At 41.4% G+C, this 19,454-nt stretch carries 18 protein-coding genes; 8 read left to right on the top strand and 10 right to left on the bottom strand.

Annotated elements, in window-relative coordinates:
• Positions 1-4: 4 nt before the first annotated feature.
• Positions 5-355, bottom strand: coding sequence for a hypothetical protein (locus PJ15_RS00965; protein WP_004770224.1), 351 nt, complete (start codon positions 353-355; stop codon positions 5-7).
• A gap of 278 nt (positions 356-633) precedes the next feature.
• Between PJ15_RS00965 and PJ15_RS00970 the strand changes: the two genes are divergently transcribed.
• A complete protein-coding gene (locus PJ15_RS00970; protein ID WP_047426895.1) occupies positions 634-1,038 on the top strand; it encodes a hypothetical protein in 405 nt (134 codons plus the stop codon).
• On the opposite strand, the gene rsmD is transcribed toward PJ15_RS00970, so the two are convergent.
• Complete coding sequence (gene rsmD, locus PJ15_RS00975; RefSeq protein ID WP_004770221.1) at positions 1,035-1,583, bottom strand: 16S rRNA (guanine(966)-N(2))-methyltransferase RsmD; 549 nt, start codon at positions 1,581-1,583, stop codon at positions 1,035-1,037. The two genes, PJ15_RS00970 and rsmD, sit on opposite strands and share 4 nt — an antisense overlap.
• Positions 1,583-3,637, bottom strand: coding sequence for a penicillin-binding protein 2 (gene mrdA, locus PJ15_RS00980; protein WP_047426897.1), 2,055 nt, complete (start codon positions 3,635-3,637; stop codon positions 1,583-1,585). The genes rsmD and mrdA overlap by 1 nt, the downstream gene beginning before the upstream one ends.
• Before the next feature lie 239 nt (positions 3,638-3,876).
• Here mrdA and PJ15_RS00985 point away from each other — a divergent pair, with 239 nt between their 5' ends.
• From PJ15_RS00985 to PJ15_RS01000, 4 genes are all read left to right on the top strand, one after another.
• Positions 3,877-4,395, top strand: a complete 519-nt coding sequence (locus PJ15_RS00985; RefSeq protein ID WP_004770219.1) for a hypothetical protein — start codon at positions 3,877-3,879, stop codon at positions 4,393-4,395.
• A gap of 62 nt (positions 4,396-4,457) precedes the next feature.
• Positions 4,458-5,771 carry a membrane protein gene (locus tag PJ15_RS00990; RefSeq protein ID WP_004652140.1) on the top strand — a complete coding sequence of 438 codons (1,314 nt, stop codon included), beginning with the start codon at positions 4,458-4,460 and terminating at the stop codon, positions 5,769-5,771.
• An 83-nt stretch (positions 5,772-5,854) separates the two neighbouring features.
• Positions 5,855-6,508 carry an adenylate kinase gene (gene adk, locus PJ15_RS00995; RefSeq protein WP_047426901.1) on the top strand — a complete coding sequence of 218 codons (654 nt, stop codon included), beginning with the start codon at positions 5,855-5,857 and terminating at the stop codon, positions 6,506-6,508.
• A gap of 62 nt (positions 6,509-6,570) precedes the next feature.
• Positions 6,571-6,756, top strand: coding sequence for a hypothetical protein (locus PJ15_RS01000; protein ID WP_004770216.1), 186 nt, complete (start codon positions 6,571-6,573; stop codon positions 6,754-6,756).
• Here the strand turns inward: PJ15_RS01000 and nth are convergent.
• The gene (nth, locus tag PJ15_RS01005; RefSeq protein WP_047426904.1) at positions 6,753-7,439 is read right to left on the bottom strand and encodes an endonuclease III; all 687 of its coding nucleotides are present in this window, start codon (positions 7,437-7,439) and stop codon (positions 6,753-6,755) included. The two genes, PJ15_RS01000 and nth, sit on opposite strands and share 4 nt — an antisense overlap.
• Entirely contained in the window at positions 7,440-8,237 is a 798-nt protein-coding gene (locus tag PJ15_RS01010; RefSeq protein ID WP_047426908.1) for an RnfABCDGE type electron transport complex subunit B, read from the bottom strand.
• A 385-nt stretch (positions 8,238-8,622) separates the two neighbouring features.
• Here PJ15_RS01010 and gdhA point away from each other — a divergent pair, with 385 nt between their 5' ends.
• Positions 8,623-9,969, top strand: a complete 1,347-nt coding sequence (gdhA, locus tag PJ15_RS01015) for an NADP-specific glutamate dehydrogenase (protein WP_047426910.1) — start codon at positions 8,623-8,625, stop codon at positions 9,967-9,969.
• An 81-nt stretch (positions 9,970-10,050) separates the two neighbouring features.
• Here gdhA and PJ15_RS01020 read toward each other — a convergent pair whose 3' ends face one another.
• The gene (locus PJ15_RS01020) at positions 10,051-11,157 is read right to left on the bottom strand and encodes an META and DUF4377 domain-containing protein (RefSeq protein ID WP_047426912.1); all 1,107 of its coding nucleotides are present in this window, start codon (positions 11,155-11,157) and stop codon (positions 10,051-10,053) included.
• A gap of 91 nt (positions 11,158-11,248) precedes the next feature.
• Between PJ15_RS01020 and PJ15_RS18935 the strand changes: the two genes are divergently transcribed.
• A complete protein-coding gene (locus tag PJ15_RS18935; RefSeq protein WP_155766436.1) occupies positions 11,249-11,338 on the top strand; it encodes a DUF3953 domain-containing protein in 90 nt (29 codons plus the stop codon).
• 8 nt (positions 11,339-11,346) lie between these two features.
• On the opposite strand, the gene PJ15_RS01025 is transcribed toward PJ15_RS18935, so the two are convergent.
• The 4 genes from PJ15_RS01025 to PJ15_RS01040 form a co-directional block, all read right to left on the bottom strand.
• Complete coding sequence (locus PJ15_RS01025; protein WP_004770210.1) at positions 11,347-12,120, bottom strand: DODA-type extradiol aromatic ring-opening family dioxygenase; 774 nt, start codon at positions 12,118-12,120, stop codon at positions 11,347-11,349.
• Positions 12,121-12,221: 101 nt separating this feature from the next.
• Positions 12,222-12,701 carry a 23S rRNA (pseudouridine(1915)-N(3))-methyltransferase RlmH gene (rlmH, locus tag PJ15_RS01030; RefSeq protein ID WP_047426916.1) on the bottom strand — a complete coding sequence of 160 codons (480 nt, stop codon included), beginning with the start codon at positions 12,699-12,701 and terminating at the stop codon, positions 12,222-12,224.
• 321 nt (positions 12,702-13,022) lie between these two features.
• Positions 13,023-15,452 carry an endopeptidase La gene (gene lon / locus PJ15_RS01035; RefSeq protein ID WP_004770206.1) on the bottom strand — a complete coding sequence of 810 codons (2,430 nt, stop codon included), beginning with the start codon at positions 15,450-15,452 and terminating at the stop codon, positions 13,023-13,025.
• Positions 15,453-15,596: 144 nt separating this feature from the next.
• The gene (locus PJ15_RS01040; protein ID WP_047426919.1) at positions 15,597-16,184 is read right to left on the bottom strand and encodes a 5-formyltetrahydrofolate cyclo-ligase; all 588 of its coding nucleotides are present in this window, start codon (positions 16,182-16,184) and stop codon (positions 15,597-15,599) included.
• Positions 16,185-16,665: 481 nt separating this feature from the next.
• Here PJ15_RS01040 and PJ15_RS01045 point away from each other — a divergent pair.
• On the top strand, positions 16,666-19,454 hold a 2,789-nt coding region (locus tag PJ15_RS01045; RefSeq protein ID WP_047426922.1), incomplete at its 3' end, for an ESPR-type extended signal peptide-containing protein.

The following is a 19,454-nucleotide window of genomic DNA, read 5'->3' on the forward strand; positions in this document are numbered from 1 at the left end:
TCCCTTACTCTGTAGAAGCTACAGCAATAGGCTCTTTTGTTGTAGATATACCGCCAAGTGCCTGACACGCTTGTATATATAATTGATATTTTTGTTGTACAACTTCATCGAGGGGAATGTCAAAGAGATCTTCACCATTTTTATATTGTTCAATATAAGAGGCGGCCTTTTCTTTATTAGCAGCCAAAGATTGTTGATAAAAAGTTGAAATAGAAGAAGTCGCTAACTCACTTGATTCAATATTATTACATTCAAAATTTTGTAAGACTTTCTCGGCACGTTTTACCTCGCTTGATTTTCCAAAGATACAACCGGTTAAGCTTAAGGTGGCGAGGAATACGTACAAAAGTTTCATGATAGATAAAGTGAGATTTTAAAGACGGCTATTATTGTATAGAAGTTTAGTTTTATAAATTAAATATTTATGTCTAACAGAATAAAAATTAAAAAATTTTATACATCTTTTGCATGATTTCGCTATAGCAAACAAGGGCTGCGTTAAGGTAGGGGCAGGTGTAATGATTGATGTGAGATAAAGTTGAACAGTTTAAATGTAGAATAAGTTTTAATTGCTTGATAAAAAATAACTTTTAGCGGTATGCTAAAGAGGGGTTATCAGTAATACAAGTGATTATGCGCGTTAAGCATATTTTTTTATTCTGTCTGCTGGCTTGTCTATCTGGCTGGTCAAATGCAGAAGATTATGATTTTTTTGAACCGATCCATGATGATCGCGAGGAAATGTTTGACGCCGCCTATCCGCAAATGAAAACAGATTATTCAGTTTTACATAATTTGTTTTTCCAGAACGAACGTTGGCGTGTCTATAACCACACAGCTTACCAGACCAATCAGTTTAATCATAAAATGCTAACGGGTGATACCAGCAGCCTGTCATTAGACGATTTCTCGATTTCAGTGGGCTATGGCATCGCTTATCAGCTCAATTTTCGTAATCGAATTGGTTATGAATATTTGTCCAGTTTTCCCTTTGATCGTGGACAAATGATACGGTTTTTCTGGCTGAGTATTTTCTAAACCACTTTTTGATATAAGCCTGCTCTAACCATACCCGCTTTGGTTTCTTTGATTTTTTGCCAACTGTCAGGAAGTTTCAGTTGAGCTAAGTCGCGATCTGCCTCAACGTAGATATAGGCATTCGGATGAATCATTGGATCAGCCAGTTCAGCAAGCTCTTGCCATAAATCAAGGCTATAAGGTGGATCAAGAAAGACCACATCAAAGCTGTTTTTTAATTTGCTTAAAGCTTGCTGGGCCGTTGTGACCAGTAACTGACAATTTTCAGCTTTTAACAGTTGAATATTATCTTTTAAAAAACGTGCTTGCGTTGGATTAGGTTCAATCATGGTGACTTTGGCAGCACCACGTGAAAGAGCTTCAAACCCCAAGGCACCAGAACCGCTGCACAAGTCTAGAACCTGTGCATTTTGAATATCCCACATTAACCAGTTAAATAAGGTTTCACGGACACGGTCAGGTGTCGGTCGTAAGCCTTCAATAGTTGCAAATGGTAGCGTGCGTCGTTTCCATTCACCGCCAATAATTCGTAATTGATTTTTCATTATTCAGTTACTCCATCATCTGCAGGTTGAGCTGCTGCTGGCGGTGTCGCAGCAGGTTGAGCTGCTGCTGGCGGTGTCGCAGCAGGTGGGGTGGCGACGGGACTTGAAGCTGGCGCTGCATTTTGTGCTGCCGCCGCGTTTGCCATCGATAATTCACCTGGCTTGATTCCGGCCGTCATTAAACCACCACTCACCTGATGATTGGCTGGGCGAAGTGGATTCTTCTTGCGGGTCACGAGCCAGTAATCAAAGATTGGACGGGCAATCTGTGCGGCTGAACCACCATGTCGACCATTTTCCCAAACAACAGCAATCGCAATTTCTGGATTATCCGCAGGTGCAAAGCCCACAAACAGACCATGGTCCCATTGTCGAGATGAAAGGGCCGCTTCGTTATAGCGTTTCCCTTGTGCGATACTCTTCACCTGCGCCGTACCCGTTTTACCCGCAATCGAGTATTGCAAACCACCTTTGATACCGCGACCTGTACCTGACTGGATCACGTCAACCATTGCATCATGCATATTGGTCCAGTCTTGTTCTGTGCCGTTAAACTGGATTTTGCCATCAGGTGCGTTGTGTACTGCAAACTTTTTGGCACCTTTGGTTTCTCTTAATACATGCGGTGTAACATGTGAACCCTTATTGGCGGTAATTGCAGTTGCCATGGCAAGTTGTAATGGTGTTGCCGTAAATGCACCTTGCCCGATACTGACGGAAATGGTTTCACCTTTGAGCCATTTTGACTTACGGGTACGCATTTTCCATTCTGGACTTGGATAGAGACCAGAGCTCTCACTTGGTAAATCGACTCCCGTTTTTTCACCAAAGCCAAACTGACGCATCCAGTCATTCATTTTCTCAATGCCCATCCGGTAAGACAGAACATAGAAATAGGTATCACAGGAAACGATTTGTGCCTTGTGCATGTTGACTGAACCATGTCCACTTTTCTTATGGTCACGGAAGCGATGGCTGTCACCAGGTAGAGAGAAGTAACCTGGATCTGAAATGGCTGTATTCCAATCCACCAGACCATAATGGATGCCGCCTAAACCAAACATTGGCTTAATGGTTGAGCCGGGCGGGTAAGCCCCTTGAACCGCACGGTTGTAGAGTGGCTGGTCAAGGTTGTCTCGCAGTCCGCTATAGTCTTTTGAACTAATCCCCGTAACAAATAGGTTTGGATTGAAGCTTGGACTAGAGACCAGTGCCAGAATTTCACCTGTGCGTGGATCCATGGCCACAATTGCACCACGGCGATCTGCTAATTGTTGTGCAGCAATGGTTTGTAAACCATAGTCAATTGATAAGTACAGATCATTACCGCGTGCAGGGTTTTGGCGTCCTAGATTACGTAACACATTACCATGGGCATCTGCTTCGACAGATTCATAACCCGGTGTGCCGTGTAATAAGTCTTCATAACTTTTTTCGACCCCGATTTTACCAATCAGGTTGGTGCCCGCGTATAAGTCCTTATCAATCGATTTAAGTTCTTTATCGTTAATACGTCCCACATATCCAATGACATGGGCAAAAAGTTCGCCATGTGGATAGTAACGGGTCATTTGCGTTTCAATTTTCACCCCAGGAAAGGCATATTTCACTTCGCTGAATTTCGCGATATCTGCTTCCGTCAGGTTTAATTTGATTGCCAGACGCTCAGTTTTTCGTGCTGTTTTTACGCGGCTTTTAAAGCGATCTACGTCTTCCTGACTGAGATTTAAAATTGGGATCAAACGAGTAAGCGTATCATCAATATCGCTGACATCGGCACGACTTAGGGTTGCCGTAAAAACAGGATAGTTATCCGCGAGTAAAACCCCATTACGGTCATAGATATAACCACGGGCAGGCGCGAGCGGTTGTAAGCGAATTCGGTTCTTATCTGAGGCCGTTGTAAAATCATCGTAATGAACAATCTGTAAATATGCATAACGACAAATTAATAACAGTAGAAAAAAGGCCACCAGAAAGATAGCAAAGAAGATTCGACCCTTATAAATGCGCTTTTCTTGTTGCATGTTTTTTAAAGGAAAGTGCTGTTTCATAGGGTGCCGACTTAATTGCAGGGGTGAGAGAATACAAAGACGGAATATTTTAACGTAAGTTGCATGAACATACTGTAGAATTTTCAACAATTCATGCAATTGTTCATGCGACAGCTTTTGACTTTGTAGACATTAAAATTATAGGGTCTTGTATATTAGAAGCAAAATAATTCTGTTAAAGTCACAAACTATTCGAAATAGGATTTTCCAATACAGACATAGGGAAAATGGAGAAAATAATGAGAAAAATTTGCCTTTTATTATCGGTTTTAACACTTACAGGCTTAGCACATGCGGATGATAATCCATTTATGCCTGAACCAAAATTGAAAGATGCAAACGTGTCAACATGGAATGTCGGGGCGGGTTTTACTAAAAAATTATTACATGGCAATTTAGAATGGGTAAATCCGTATGGAATTGCCTATGCGAAAGCGGGTGCATTTTTAAATGACGACAATGAAATTGGTGGACAGGTCGGCTTTCGCTATCCGTACTATTTAACGGGTACAGATAAAAATGGTTATTATGTTGGGGTCTATGCGGGCCATTTAGACAGTAAAAATTATGGTGGTAAACAAAAAGCCAATCTAGGCGTCGGTGCGGATCTTGCATATGTCTGGCTGAACAATGAACGAATTAGTACATTCAGTGTTGGCGCCGGAGTGCGTGAAAAATTAGAAGATGGGGATGGCAACACTGTGAAAAAAGCACAACCTGTGCTCCAGTTTTCTTACACCTTAAGTTTTGGTTTATAAGAGGGAAATGCAGATTTATTCTTTTATAAGCCATCATGTATCAATAATTCTGAGAGTCATGCATGTTTGATTACGTCAATGAATTGTGGCAGATTTTCTTAAATCGACCTGACCATCTGGCAGTCTTAAGTATCATTCCAGTGACCGCCTTTGTAACTTGGGCGCACGTGTGGATGGCACTGAAAATGGTATTTTACCCAATTAATTTCTGGGGATTCCATTTAGGCCCATTACCTGTTGGTTGGCAAGGGATCGTGCCGCGTAAAGCTGGACGTATTTCAGGCATCATTACTGATAATACTTTATCTAAGTTGGGATCATTGCGAGAGTTTCTGGAAGCAATGGATCCTGAAGATATGGCCATGATTATTGGTGAACAAGTTGGTTTTGAGCTTGAGCACCTGATTGATGAGGTCATGATCGACCGAAATGCTGTGCTCTGGGAAAACCTGCCTTATTCAATTAAACGCCGTATCTATGCACAAGCTCATAAACAATTACCCAATACCTTAAGGGAACTTGTGACTGAGCTGACCATGAACGTCGAGTCACTGGTCGACATGCGTGAAATGGTGGTCAGCCAAATGGAAGGTGATCGCCGTTTGATGGTGCGCATGTTCCTGAAAGTAGGGCAGAAAGAGATCAACTTTATTTGGCATATCAGTGCGTTAATTGGTATGTTCTTTGGTATTTTCCAGATGATCGTCTGGTTTGTGGTGCCGTGGCACTGGACCGTTCCGTTCTGGGCGGCAATCTGGGGCTTTTTGACCAACTGGATTGCGATCTGGATGGTCTTCAATCCGATTGAACCGCACTATATTCGCTATCCACAGATCTTCCGCTTAACTAAAGACCGTAAATTCCCGTGGATTGTCCCTGTCTTAAAGATTGGAACCTACAATGTCCAAGGTGCATTTATGAAGCGTCAGGAAGAGGTTTCGGATGTATTTGCCAGTGTGGTTACGGAAGATTTAATTACTTTAAAATCGATCATGACTGAAATGATGTATGGCAGCAAAAAAGACAAAACACGTCGTATTGTCAAGCGCCATATCAATGAAATCATGGAAACCCCATTAGTCAGAACGTCATTGCAGCTTTCATTAGGTCCAAGAGAGTATGCTAGACTCAAGACTGACTTGATTGATCGCTCAATTGAAATTACCATGGGACCAGTATGTGACCCAGCTCTGAATGCAAGTCGTGCGCAGAAGATCTTTCAAATGTTTAGAGACCGCATCCGTGAACTAACACCGAAAGAGTTCCAGAATTTATTGCGTCCTGCTTTTCAGGAAGATGAGTGGATTTTAATTGTACTAGGTGGAGTGACTGGTTTCTTTGCTGGTTTAATTCACTTATTTGTTGCTTTCTTATAATTAATTTGATGTTGGTTGAGCGATAACTCTGTATGATATTGCTCAATTTAAGATTTATTGTTTTTAAATGAGGATGTTCTTTTATGCGCATTATTTTACTCGGACCACCTGGGGCAGGCAAAGGTACTCAAGCTCAGTTGATCTGTAAGCGCTACAATATCCCACAAATTTCAACCGGTGATATGCTCCGTGCTGCAATTCGTGAAGGTACTGAACTTGGCTTAAAAGCAAAAAGTGTCATGGAATCAGGCGGTTTAGTTTCTGATGAACTGATCATTGGTTTGGTGAAAGAACGTATTGCTCAGCCTGATTGTGAAAATGGTTGTATCTTTGACGGTTTCCCACGCACAATCCCACAAGCTGAAGCATTAGAATCAGCTGGCATCAGTATTGATCATGTGATCGAAATTGATGTACCAGATGAAGAGATTGTTCAACGTCTTTCTGGTCGTCGTCAGCATCCAGCATCTGGCCGTGTTTATCACACGGTTTACAATCCACCAAAAGTGGAAGGTAAAGATGACGAAACAGGCGAAGACCTTGTACAACGTCCAGATGACCAAGAAGAAACGATTCGTAAGCGTCTTGGTTCTTACCATAGCGAAACTGAGCAATTGGTTGGTTTCTATCAAGGTCGTGCCGCTTCTGGTGAAAATGCACCGACTTACGATAAGCTGGATGGTTTACGTCCGATCGAAAACGTTCAAGCCGATTTATTTGCAATTTTAGACAAATAATCTGAATTGCAGATGATAAAAGAGCTCTGAATATAGGGCTCTTTTTATTTTGGAGAAGGGCTATGCTACTAAAAGTTGTTCTGATTTTAGTTGTGATTTTCAGCTTGGTTTTGCTGTTGTTTTTAGCGTATCAAAGCCAAAAAATGTTACGTCATGTGCAAAAACAGCAGGCTTTGGAAAATAAACTGAACGGTAAAACACGTCAGCTGCATCCAAAACTACAGCAGCATAAAAAACCTCAGGATTAACTGAGGTTTTTTATTGCAATAGCTTTATTCGCGCCAAATTCAAAGCGGTCTGGCCAGTTACAGACATCAGCAACCACACACTCGCCACACTTCGGTTTACGTGCAATACAACAATAACGGCCATGTAATATCAGCCAGTGGTGCGCATCAATAATAAATTCTTTCGGAATCACTTTAATCAAGCGATCTTCTACCTCGAGTACATTTTTACCCACCGCCAGCCTCGTACGATTACCTACACGGAAAATATGGGTATCGACCGCCATGGTCGGCTGACCAAATGCGGTATTCAGTACCACATTCGCCGTTTTACGGCCTACACCGGGTAAAGCTTCCAGTTCTTTACGTGTTTCTGGAATATTGCCTTGATACTGCTCCACAAGAATACGACAGGTTTTAATCACATTCTCGGCTTTAGAGTTATATAGACCAATAGTCTTGATATATTCTTTTAAGCCATCCACCCCAAGATTTAAAATAGCCTGAGCGGTATTGGCAACAGGATAGAGTTTATCCGTGGCCTTATTCACGCTGACATCGGTTGCCTGAGCCGAAAGCAGAACGGCAATAAGCAATTCAAAAGGTGAGGAATAGTTCAGCTCAGTCTGTGGATGAGGCCGCTGCTCACGTAAACGTTCGAAAAAAATCTGAATCTGCTTTTTGGTCATATTTTTAACGGGCATTTAGATGTCCTGCAATTCATTTAAACGTTGTTGTAAAGCCTGTAACTGTGCATGTTTTTGCTCATCTGCACGTACACTTAACTGTTTTTCCAGTTTCTTGATTTGTGTGCGTAGTTTGGCAAGTTCAATCGTAGTTTTCGCATCCAGTGTTGGTGTTTCTTTGGGTTTATCCACGAGCGTAATCACAGGAACATTGTTGAGTGCCTGAGAAAACTGGGCAAAGAATTCCACATCAATTTCTGCACGGACAATGGGGCCTTTACGGCTTAAACGACGTTTCTCTTCACGTTGAATATGTGCGTAGTAGCGATGCCTTAAATCATCCTGTTCAACACTGCGTTGTTCTATAGTTGGCAAGGGTTTGGTATCTGCCACCAGATCGATGCAATCGACTGGACAAGGTGGAATACATAACTCACAGCCTGTACATAGATCGGTCAAAATACTATGCATCAACTTACCACTGCCGATGATCGCATCTACTGGGCAGGCACTAATACACTTGGTACAGCCAATACACTCATCTTCCCGAATAATCGCTTTTATGCGCTGTGGGCGACCATCCTCCTGAATTTCCCAGACACTTGGCTCGGCGGGTAGAGACGGGCGTTGTAACAGTGTTGCCAATGCATCAGCAACGGGCTGGCCACCCGGCACACATTTATTTGCCTCTTCACCTTCTGCAATTGATTTTGCATAAGGTAAACATCCATCACGATGACCGCATAAACCGCATTGTGTTTGTGGTAATAGCTGATCTATTTGGACAATAAGAGAATGTTGTGCAGATGGTGACATGGGGAGGATGAAGCAAAAAACAGGGAGCTTAGTATAGCAAATAATGACTTATGACGGCGTAGCAAGGTTGGAAAATTATACAGATAGTGTTTTTGATTTTGCTTAAAAATAGTGCGAATACTGGTGTTTTTTAGTGCGATTTGTTGATGCTTGGCTTTGGCTGAATAGGAAGATGAGCAGAATATGGCATCAATTTTTAGACAATACTGGCAATATTTATTATAAAAATAATGAACATTTATTTAATTAAGTTTTTGATTTTTAAATATATATAAATTGGCATAAAAAATAATAGTGTGATGGAATAGTAATCTGTATTAAATATATGCGATATTCTATTTTGGTGCATTTTCCGCACCAAGATAAATCACTGACTTGGGGGTGAATGTTGAAATACAATAGCTTAAATGACTTTCTCGATTACGTTAAAGCTAGAGATCCTAATCAACCTGAATTTTTACAAGCTGTCGAAGAAGTCATGACAAGTTTGTGGCCGTTCATTGAGAAAAATCCTAAGTATGCTCAATACGGTCTTTTGGAACGACTGGTTGAACCTGAGCGTGCGATCCAGTTCCGTGTTTCATGGATGGATGATCAAGGCCAAACTCATGTGAATCGTGCCTTCCGTGTGCAATACAACTCAGCGATTGGACCTTATAAAGGGGGAATGCGTTTTCACCCTTCAGTGAATCTATCGATTTTAAAGTTTTTAGGCTTTGAACAAACCTTTAAAAATGCCTTAACGACGCTACCCATGGGCGGCGGTAAAGGTGGTTCTGATTTTGATCCGAAAGGTAAATCAGATGCAGAAATTATGCGTTTTTGCCAAGCCTTGATGCTGGAGCTCTATCGTCATCTTGGTTCGAATACGGATATTCCTGCGGGTGATATTGGGGTTGGTGGTCGCGAAGTTGGCTATATGACTGGCATGATGAAGAAGCTCAGCAATGACACTTCTTGTGTTTTTACCGGTAAAGGAATTTCATTTGGTGGTTCATTGGCTCGTCCAGAAGCAACGGGTTATGGAACGGTTTATTTTGCAGAAGAAATGCTGAAAACCCGTGGTCAAAGCTTTGCAGGTAAAACGGTTTCGATCTCAGGTTCTGGTAATGTTGCTCAATATGCAGCAGAAAAAGCCATGTTCTTGGGCGCAAAAGTTGTGACCTTGTCGGATTCAAACGGAACAGTCTATTTGAAAAATGGTTTCAGCAAAGCATTACTTGATGAAGTGATGGAACTAAAAAACGAAAAACGTGGTCGTATTTCCGAATTTGCTTCAAAACATGGTTTTGAATATTTTGAAGGTCAAACACCTTGGCATATTCCTGCGGATATTGCTTTGCCGTGTGCAACACAAAATGAGTTAAAAGCGGAAGATGCGGCAACTTTGCTGGCAAATGGCGTGATTTGCGTGGCAGAAGGCGCCAACATGCCATCAACGCTTGAGGCTGTTGAAAAGTTTGTTGAAGCGAAGATTTTATATGCACCAGGTAAAGCTTCAAATGCAGGTGGCGTTGCAACCTCTGGTCTAGAAATGTCTCAAAATGCGAATCGTCTAGGTTGGTCTTTTGAACAGGTGGACGAGCGTTTACATGCAATCATGAAAGAGATTCACCGTAACTGTGTTAAATACGGTACGCAGGAAGATGGTTTAATTAACTATGTTGATGGTGCCAATATTGCTGGTTTTGTAAAAGTTGCTGATGCAATTTTAGCGCAGGGTATTTATTAAAAACCTCCCTTAAATCAAAAGGGACTTCCCATAAAAAAATCCGATGTTAAGACATCGGATTTTTTTATTTACAGGTATAAATTATGGTTTTTTAACAATCTCTTGTTCAACAACCATATCTAATACGTCTGCAATGCTTGATTGATCAGCAGCTGGGTTTTGAATGTCAAAACGCTTCACACGTACAATCACACGCTGTTGTGGATTGTGCTCAAAACCTTCGATTTGACCGTAGTAAAGCGACCAGTTTTTGTCAGCGTAAGTTTTTAAACCTTTGTCATCATATTTTACTTCACGAACCTGCATACAAGTTTGTGGAGCAACGCCTGTGCAAGATTTAGTTTCTGGTGAAATTTCTAAGAAAACAGTTTTACCTTCAGACTGGTATTTTGCTTCAGGTGTCATTTTACCAACAAATGTATATTTTTTGCCTTTTGCATCAGCGATAACCAAAGTCGGTTGCTCTGGATTGGTTGCATTTACTTCAAAAGCGATTTTACGTTTTTGTAAAAGATCACCCGCAAACTGCTCTTGTTTCATCAATGCAGGTTCACAAGCCATCAATGTTGAAGCTAAGTCACCTGTAACGATCGCACCGTTTTCAATTTTCCAAGAAGTATTTTGACGGTTACAGCCCGTATCTACAGATAAACGGTCATTTGCCAAGAAGCTTAATACGATTGGACGTTTTGTGTCAGCAGGTTGATATGACCATGTATAGTTGGTCAACACATTGTTATTTGTCACTTTAGCACCTGTGAATACGTGTTTTTGACCTTTGCCATCAGTAACAGTCAAGATTGCCTGACCATTTACAGTGCTGATCTCAAATGGTACTTTTTTCTCGCTGAAAATATCAGAAGATAAACGTTCTTGTTGCATTAAATCATCTGCACAAGCCATCATGGTTGATACAAGTGGAGAAGTTACAATGGTATTGTCTTCAACTTTCCAAGTACCGCCTTGGTTGTTACAACCCGTTTGGATTGAAAGCTTCTGGTCTGCGCTAAATGCTAAAACTAAAGGTTTAGATGCTTTTGAACCTTGGTAAGTCCAGTTGTATTCAGCCAAATTTTTTGCAGCAGTTGTATTAATTTGTGAAATTACGTTGTCAGTCACGTTTTGTACTGTTTGACACGCCATTAAAGAAAGTGGAAGTAATGCAAGAACTAAATATTTAATTTTCATATTTAAAACAACGGGAAATAAATAACAGCAATAAGCTTAAAGTATTCTTAAAAAAAGAGCATGTGATCCGTTTAGGCATTAAGTTCGTTAAATGTTTCTATTTGTAAATTTTAAAAAATATAATGGATTTATAGGCTTGCTAATATTATACGCAAGCCTATTTTGTTTTTATGTGATGTAGTTTGATATTTAATCGAACCGGTAAATATCCATTCCCAATGATCCCATTGAAAAGCTGCTATGGACAACGTTGAAGCGATTACCTGTGCCCATGGCAAAGAAAAGTGGCGCAAAATGCTCAAGAGAAGGGTGGTTTCTTTGAACATAAGGGAGGGATGGCCAGTCGAGCACAGCATCGTAATCCTGATGTGTGAGTTTGTTGACAACCGCATTACGGAAAGTACTTGCCCAAACGGGTACATCGGCATCTGCTTGCCACGAAAGCTCGGCAAGGTTATGGGTAATACTGCCTGAACCGATCAGCAAAATCTGTTGTTCGCGTAAAGGTGAAAGTACTTGTCCGATTTTATAAATATCATCGGCATTCATATGTATGGGTAACGAGATTTCGATCACAGGAATATCTGCGTCTGGATACATGTGTAATAACGGCATCCAGACTCCGTGATCACGCGGACGTGTACTATTGGCATGTGCAGCTAAACCAGCCTCAGCAAATCGTTTCAGTATTTCTTCGGCCAACTGAGGTGCGCCTGCAGCAGGGTAGCGAATCTCATAAAGTGCTGGTGGAAAACCACGGAAGTCATGCCAAGTTTCTGGTCGAGTCGATGTGCTGACTTCCAGCGCCTGACTTTCCCAATGTGCAGACATGACAATAATGGCTTCTGGTTTAGGCAGATTGCTACCCAAACGATGCAGTGCTGGGCCAACCTGTTCTGGGTCAAGTGCAAGCATAGGTGAACCATGAGAGATAAATAGTCCGGGTAAGGTCTGAGCGTTCATGTGTGTGCACCTAGTGAAAATGACATGGTTATCGTGACAAAAAAGTGATGACAGTGACAGCCATTAAACTTCAACATATTGTTCTAAAATCAGAACGGTATTTAAGCCCGATGATAAGGATGATTATGGTTAATACTCATGGCACGATATAACTGTTCAATGAGTAAGATACGAACCATCGGGTGGGGCATGGTCAATTTAGACAGTGACCAATGCCACGCTGCTGCTTTACGAACCGCATCAGAATGTCCATCTGGCCCACCAATGGCAAGCGCAATATCGTTGCCTTCAAGCATCCATTGCTTCATGGTATCTGCCAGTTTTTCAGTACTGAGTTCGCGTCCACCAACTTCTAAAGCAATCAAGGTTTCATTTGGCTTGAGCGCATTTAGAATACTTTCACCTTCGATTTGGCAATATTTCAAAATATCAGCTTCAGAATCATTTTTTCCACGCTTTGCCATTGGAAGTTCAATGACCTGCGTTTGTACAAAAGGCTGAATGCGTTTGAAATAGTCTTCAAATCCAGTGAGTACCCATGCTGGCATTTTTTGACCAATGGTAAGAATGCGAATTTTCATAACTAAGGCTTATTTGGCAAATTCTACACATTATAAAGGCTGCCGACCTGCATAGGGCAAAACATGGGATTTATCTTGTCATAAAAAATACAAAAGCTTATTTTAGATCACCCATAAAAAACGCAGCTCAAAATGAGTATGAGCTGCGATCAAAGAGCCATCCGTCTGGAGTTCAGATGGCACTAAAATGAGTTCATTGAGCCAAATTTGATCTTTGTTTTATCGACTCTATTTTATTATGCAAGATATTGGTTATTTTTCAACCATAATGTGTAACAAAAAAAGAGAGCCGAAGCTCTCTTTTTTATTGCAACTCACAGTTTAGTGACGCGCTGCCTTTGCATCTTCCACCGGTTTCACAATCGGTGTTTTTGGTAAAGGTTTTGGTGTGTCCGTTAACGCTAAAGGTAAGATTTCATCAATACTTTTCACAGCTTTGATTTCTAAACCTTCTTTGACGTTGTCTGGAATCTCAGCCAAGTCACGAACGTTATCTTGTGGAATGAAGACCAGTTTGATTCCACCACGGTGTGCTGCAAGAAGTTTTTCTTTCAGACCACCAATACGCATTGCACGACCACCAAGACTGGTTTCACCTGTCATAGCGATATCTGGACGAATCGGAATACCTGTGAATGCCGATACAAGGGCAGTCGTAAGGGCTAAACCAGCCGATGGACCATCTTTTGGCGTTGCACCCTCAGGTAAGTGAACGTGAACATCGGTTTCTTCGAAACGAGATGATTCAATTCCCAATTCATCAGCGCGGGTACGTACAACTGTCATTGCTGCGGTAATCGACTCTTTCATAACATCACCGAGCGAACCCGTCGTAATGAATTTACCTTTACCTTTAACAGCCGCAACTTCGATTGTCAGCAATTCGCCACCGACAGACGTCCAAGCCAAACCATTTACACGTCCGACTTGTGCTTCATCTTCTGCGATACCAAAGTCAAACTTATGTGGACCTAAGTATTCAGGAAGGTTTGCAGAAGTCACGTCGATCTGTAAGTTTTTCGACTTCTTGCTTACCGCTTCTTTCACCACTTTACGGGCAATTTTAGAAACTTCACGCTCTAAACTACGAACACCCGCTTCACGTGTATAACGTTGAACGATGTCACGAATTGCTTCTTCATGAACAGTCAATTCTTTGGTGCGTAAACCATTGTTCTTAATTGCTTTCGGAACAAGGTAACGTTCAGCAATATTGACTTTTTCATCTTCGGTATAACCCGGTAGACGAATCACTTCCATACGGTCCAGTAGGGCTTCAGGAATATTCATGCTGTTTGCAGTACAGATGAACATCACTTCAGAAAGGTCAAGATCAAGATCTAAATAATGGTCGTTGAACTTGCTGTTTTGTGATGGATCTAATACTTCAAGCAATGCTGATGCAGGATCACCACGATAATCTTGTGCCATCTTGTCAATTTCGTCGAGTAAGAACAATGGGTTCTTCACACCAACTTTTGTCAACGATTGCACGATCTTACCTGGCATCGCACCGATATAGGTACGACGGTGACCACGAATTTCAGCTTCATCACGTACACCACCCAGTGCCATACGGACAAACTCGCGACCTGTTGCTTTTGCTACAGATTCACCAAGCGATGTTTTACCTACACCTGGAGGACCAACCAAACATAAGATCGGGCCTTTGAGTTTTTTCACGCGAGACTGAACTGCCAGATATTCCACAATACGATCTTTAACGTCATCTAGGCCGTAGTGATCTGTATCGAGAATTTCCTGAGCTTTATTCAAGTTAATGCTAACTTTGCTGGCTTTGTTCCATGGCGTATCTAAAATCACTTCCAGATAGTTGCGAACAACAGCGGCTTCACTTGAAGCAGGTTGCATTGCCTTGAGTTTACGAAACTCAGCTTCAGCTTTCTTGCGTACGTGTTCAGGTAAATCTGCTTCAGCTAGACGTTTTTCAATTTCTGCAACGTCATCTTCAGCACCGCCATTCATATCGGAAAGTTCACGTTGAATTACCTTCATTTTTTCATTTAGAAAGTATTCACGTTGGTTCTTTTCCATCTGACGTTTTACACTGTCGTGCAGCGTTTGTTCAATTTGCTGTTCAGCAGATTGATTCATCAAATAATTCATCAACTCTTGCAAATGAGCTTCAAATTCATCGTGCTCTAAAAATTTTTGCTTTACTTCAATATTTAAAGGCACACGAGTTGCAACGAAGAACATTAATTGCAATAAGTCTTCAATTTTATTTGCTGCTGCGACGAGTTCACGCGCATTACGTAATTTTGCTTCTGCATATTGAGCAAAAAGGGTACGTAATTCATTTAAGCGAGTTTCTTGGGTCTCTTCATCCAAAGACAATGTCATTGGGCTTAAATGATGTTCAGCTGTTAAGTATTCCTCTCCGTCAATAATGCGTTCTAGCTTAGAACGATGTAGACCTTCGATCAGTACTTTAATGCAGTTTTCATCATTCTCATGATTAACGACTTGTACGATTTTAGCCACGGTTCCATATTGATAGAGATTGTCGTGATCAATTTCTTCTGTAAGCGAATCTTTTTGCGCAACTACAAATACTAAATTGTCACTGTTACGAGCCACATCCACTGCATTGATCGATTTTTCACGACCCACAAATAGCGCAATTTGCATGTGTGGATACACCACAACATCACGTAACGCTAATAGTGGTAATACACTTGGAACCTGTGGCTCTAAGCTTGTTTCATTATTTAAAATATATTCAGACATGGGCACTCCTAATGAGTGACAACGGTGTTGCCATGTTTTTTATAGTGATGTGCATTTTAAAAATTACAAGGGTTTTTACTTAGAAAATATAAAAAAAAGACTAAATTACTCAAGATTTAAGGCTGTGATAACAAAAAGAGCAAGCTAGCGTTTGAAATAATAGAATTTTTTAGGCGTGAGCAATCCATCGAGCGGCTGATCCCATTTTTGTCTTAATAAAGGTTGTTCTACATATTGAAAGTCATGAGCCAGACCAAGACGGTAGGGTCGCCGTTGAGCACTTGCCAATGTGCGGTCATAGAAACCGCCTCCCATGCCAATACGTGTGCCTGAGAAATCACATGCCAGCAACGGCATAATCAGCAGATCGAGATGTGAAACATGTTGACCGCGGTTTGCCATGGGTTCTTTCATACCTAAAGGGTGGTGTGAAAAACGTTGATTAAAATACTGTTTGGAATCAATTCTTACCCACACCAGCCGCTGATTCATATTACAGATCATGGGTAAGTAAACCTGTTTTCCTTGTTGAAAACAGAGGCTTAGAATTTTTCGTGTATGAATTTCGCCAAAGGCATGTAAATACAGCCCAATTTTTCTTGAATTTTTAAAGGGAACGGATGTTCTGAGCTGGATCAAAACTTGTTGCTCAGCTTGCTTTTGTTCATAAGACGAGAGTTGTCTTCTTTTAAAGCGTAGCTGTTTTCTTAATAATTTTAAATCTTGGCCCATAAGGTTGGAGAAATGTTTTTGATAAAAGAATCATACTCGATTTAGCAAACAATATCTAAAACCCAGTGTTTTGTGATTGATAAGTAAAAATTTATAGTGATGTGGTTATTTTTATTCCAGCTAATAAGTGTTTTTTTGATTACTTATTCCAATAATTAATGACAATTTTAGGTATTGAATATTAAATTTTATTGTTTTATGGAGTTTTTGCTCTACTTTTCACTTTATTTGTAAAAAGAAACAAAACAAAAACAAAAAACAAACATAAAATTATTTTTTAAATTAAATCATGAATTTATTTCACATGATTTTTTGTGAATGTGAGAATTAAGTCTCACATTTGATAAAAAAGTGTTCATTAGATCTTTACCAATTTACTCGGGTTTATTAGCATCCGCGGCTCTTTTTTAGCGCTGACACTAAAAATGCTCATTTGCATTTTTAGACCATCAATAACTGTAGTAAACGTCTGAGAATTTTTATGAACAAAGTATATAAAGTGGTTTGGAATGCATCTATTGGAGCATGGGTTGCAACCTCTGAACTAGCAAAAAGTAAAACCAAGACTAAATCTAAAATTTCAAATTTAACCGCCGCTGTTTTGGTCGGGGCAATTAGTTTTTCTCCTGCTGCATTTGCTGCAAGTGGAATTGATACTGGAGGAGGATCCGGGACTTCCATTTCTGGAGCTAGATGTTCAGAGGGGGCAGCAAACACTTCTGGTAACCGCGATATCGCAATTGGTTGTGGTTCAAAAACACAAGGTACTGGTATTTCTAATATCGCAAATCGTCAAAATCCTTACAATAATTCAACTGGCGCATTTGCTGGTGCAATGAAACAGGGCGGCGCGATCAGTCTCGGGACTGGTGCCGCCACTGAGGAAAACTTTGGAACTGCAATTGGTTCATATGCAACTACGAAAGGAATTGCTGCAGTTGCAATTGGTACAGCTGCGCTTTCAACGGGTAATACCTCTTTAGCAATTGGTCGCCAATCAGCAGCAACAGGTGATTATGCACAAGCACTTGGTAACGTTGCTGCCGCAACTGGAAAAGGCTCTTTAGCGATCGGTCACTCTGCAACAGCAGAAGGCTATCGTTCTATCGCAATTGGTTCACCAGATATTGAAAATGCAGGTTCAGTTGCTGGTCAAGCGGGCGCAGAATACCAAAAAAATATGGCGACAAAGGCAACGGGTAAAGATTCGATTGCATTTGGTGGTGGTGCGGTTGCAACACAAGAAAATTCTTTGGCGATTGGTGCATTCTCAGCATCTACTGGTAAAAAATCAGTTGCGATTGGTACTGGCGCAAAAGCGAATAAAGATGAAGCCGTTGTAATCGGTGACCAAGCGGAAGCTGCTTTTGATGGTGGTGTTGCAATCGGTAAAGGTGCACGTTCAGAAGCTGAAAATAGTATTGCTTTAGGTAAAGATTCAAAAGCGACTCAAGCAACGGGCGAAGGTTTCTTGACGAAACAAGCCGCGCCAACAGGAGTTTTGTCTGTTGGTGATGTGGGTGCAGAACGTCGTATTCAAAATGTAGCAGATGGTGCGGTAGATTCTGACGCAGCGACTGTGGGCCAGTTAAAAGCAGCACGTACTCATTATGTCAGCGTAAATGATAATGGCGTACAAAGCGGTAACTACGAAAATGATGGTGCAAAAGCTCGTAACTCAATCGCTGTAGGGGTAGAAGCGGTTGCAACTGGTTATGATGCTGTTGTTGTCGGTTCGCATGCAAAAGGTGCTGGTGTTGGAGCAATTTCTGTCGGTAATGCAAGCGAGACAGTGGGTAGTGGTGATGTTGCGATTGGTCGTAACTCTTCAACTAAAGGCGCTGCTGGCATGACACCAGGTTATAGCAATCAGTCAATTGCAATTGGTGACCAGACGAAAGCAATTGGTGACCAGTCAATCGCGATTGGTGCGGATGTGATTGCACGTGGTAACTCATCTGTAGCGATTGGTGGTGATGATGTTGACAAAATTGCTCGTGATGTTGAATTAAGCCAAAAATACACTGAAATTACAGGTGGTAAATTACAGGCTGGTAAATATCCAACTACAGAAACTGGACATGGTTCAACAGCTGTCGGTGTTCAGGCTGTCGGTACAGGTGCTTTTGCATCTGCTTTTGGTATGACATCTAAAGCAACAGGTGATGCTTCATCTGCATTTGGTGTAATGTCGAATGCTGCGGGCAAAGGTGCATCAGCATTTGGTGCAGTTGCTCAAGCTACAGGTGATGGTGCATCGGCGATGGGTATTAACTCACTTGCATCTGGTACAAATTCAACGGCAATTGGCTCTGGCAATAAACCAGGTGAAGGTGCTACAGCAACTGGTAATGGTGCTGCGGCAATTGGTAGCGGTGCACAGGCAAAAGGTGATAGTGCTGCTGCAATTGGTAAAGGTGCTGAAGCAAGCAATGAAAATGCTGCTGCCGTTGGTGGTGGTGCTAAAGCAACAGGTAAAAACTCTGCTGCGATTGGTGGCGGTGCGATTGCCGATCAAGAAAATGCCGTTGCTGTTGGTCAAGGCGCCCAGTCTATGGTTGTCGGTGGTGTTGCATTAGGTGCACGCAGCCGAGTTGAGGCAGAAAATAGTGTTGCATTAGGCCAAGATGCCGTTGCGACAGAAACGACAGGAAGCTCATTCCTGACAAATCGTGATGCATCAATGTCAAATGGTGTAATCTCGGTTGGTTCTGCTGGTAAAGAGCGTCGTATTACCAATGTTGAAGATGGTTCTGCTGACTCTGATGCAGTGACTGTACGTCAGCTGAAAAATGTTGATTCTCGTGTAAATGAGAATGCTCAAAACATTACCAATTTAGACCAGAAAATTGATAACACCAAAACTGATTTAGGTAATCAGATTACTGATACCAACAACAAGTTAGACGACGCGAAGAAAGATTTGGGCAACCAGATCACGGATACTAACAACAAGTTAAATGATACTAAAGATCAGTTAACCAATCAGATCACTGATACCAAGACTGAGTTAAACAACACGATCAATAACACCAAGACCGAGTTAAACAACACGATCAATAACACCAAGACCGAGTTGGAAAACAAAGGCTTGAACTTTGCTGGTAATGCAGGTGCAGATGTTCATCGTAAGTTGGGTGACAAGTTAAACATCGTAGGTGGAGCTGATGCTGCAACAGCAGAAGACAAGACCAGCGGTGAGAACGTGATCACACGTACCACAGAAGATGGTATCAAGATTGAATTGTTGAAAGATGCGAAGTTGAGCAT

The organism is Acinetobacter sp. neg1, from assembly GCF_000788125.1.
Classification (GTDB): Bacteria; Pseudomonadota; Gammaproteobacteria; order Pseudomonadales; family Moraxellaceae; genus Acinetobacter; species Acinetobacter vivianii.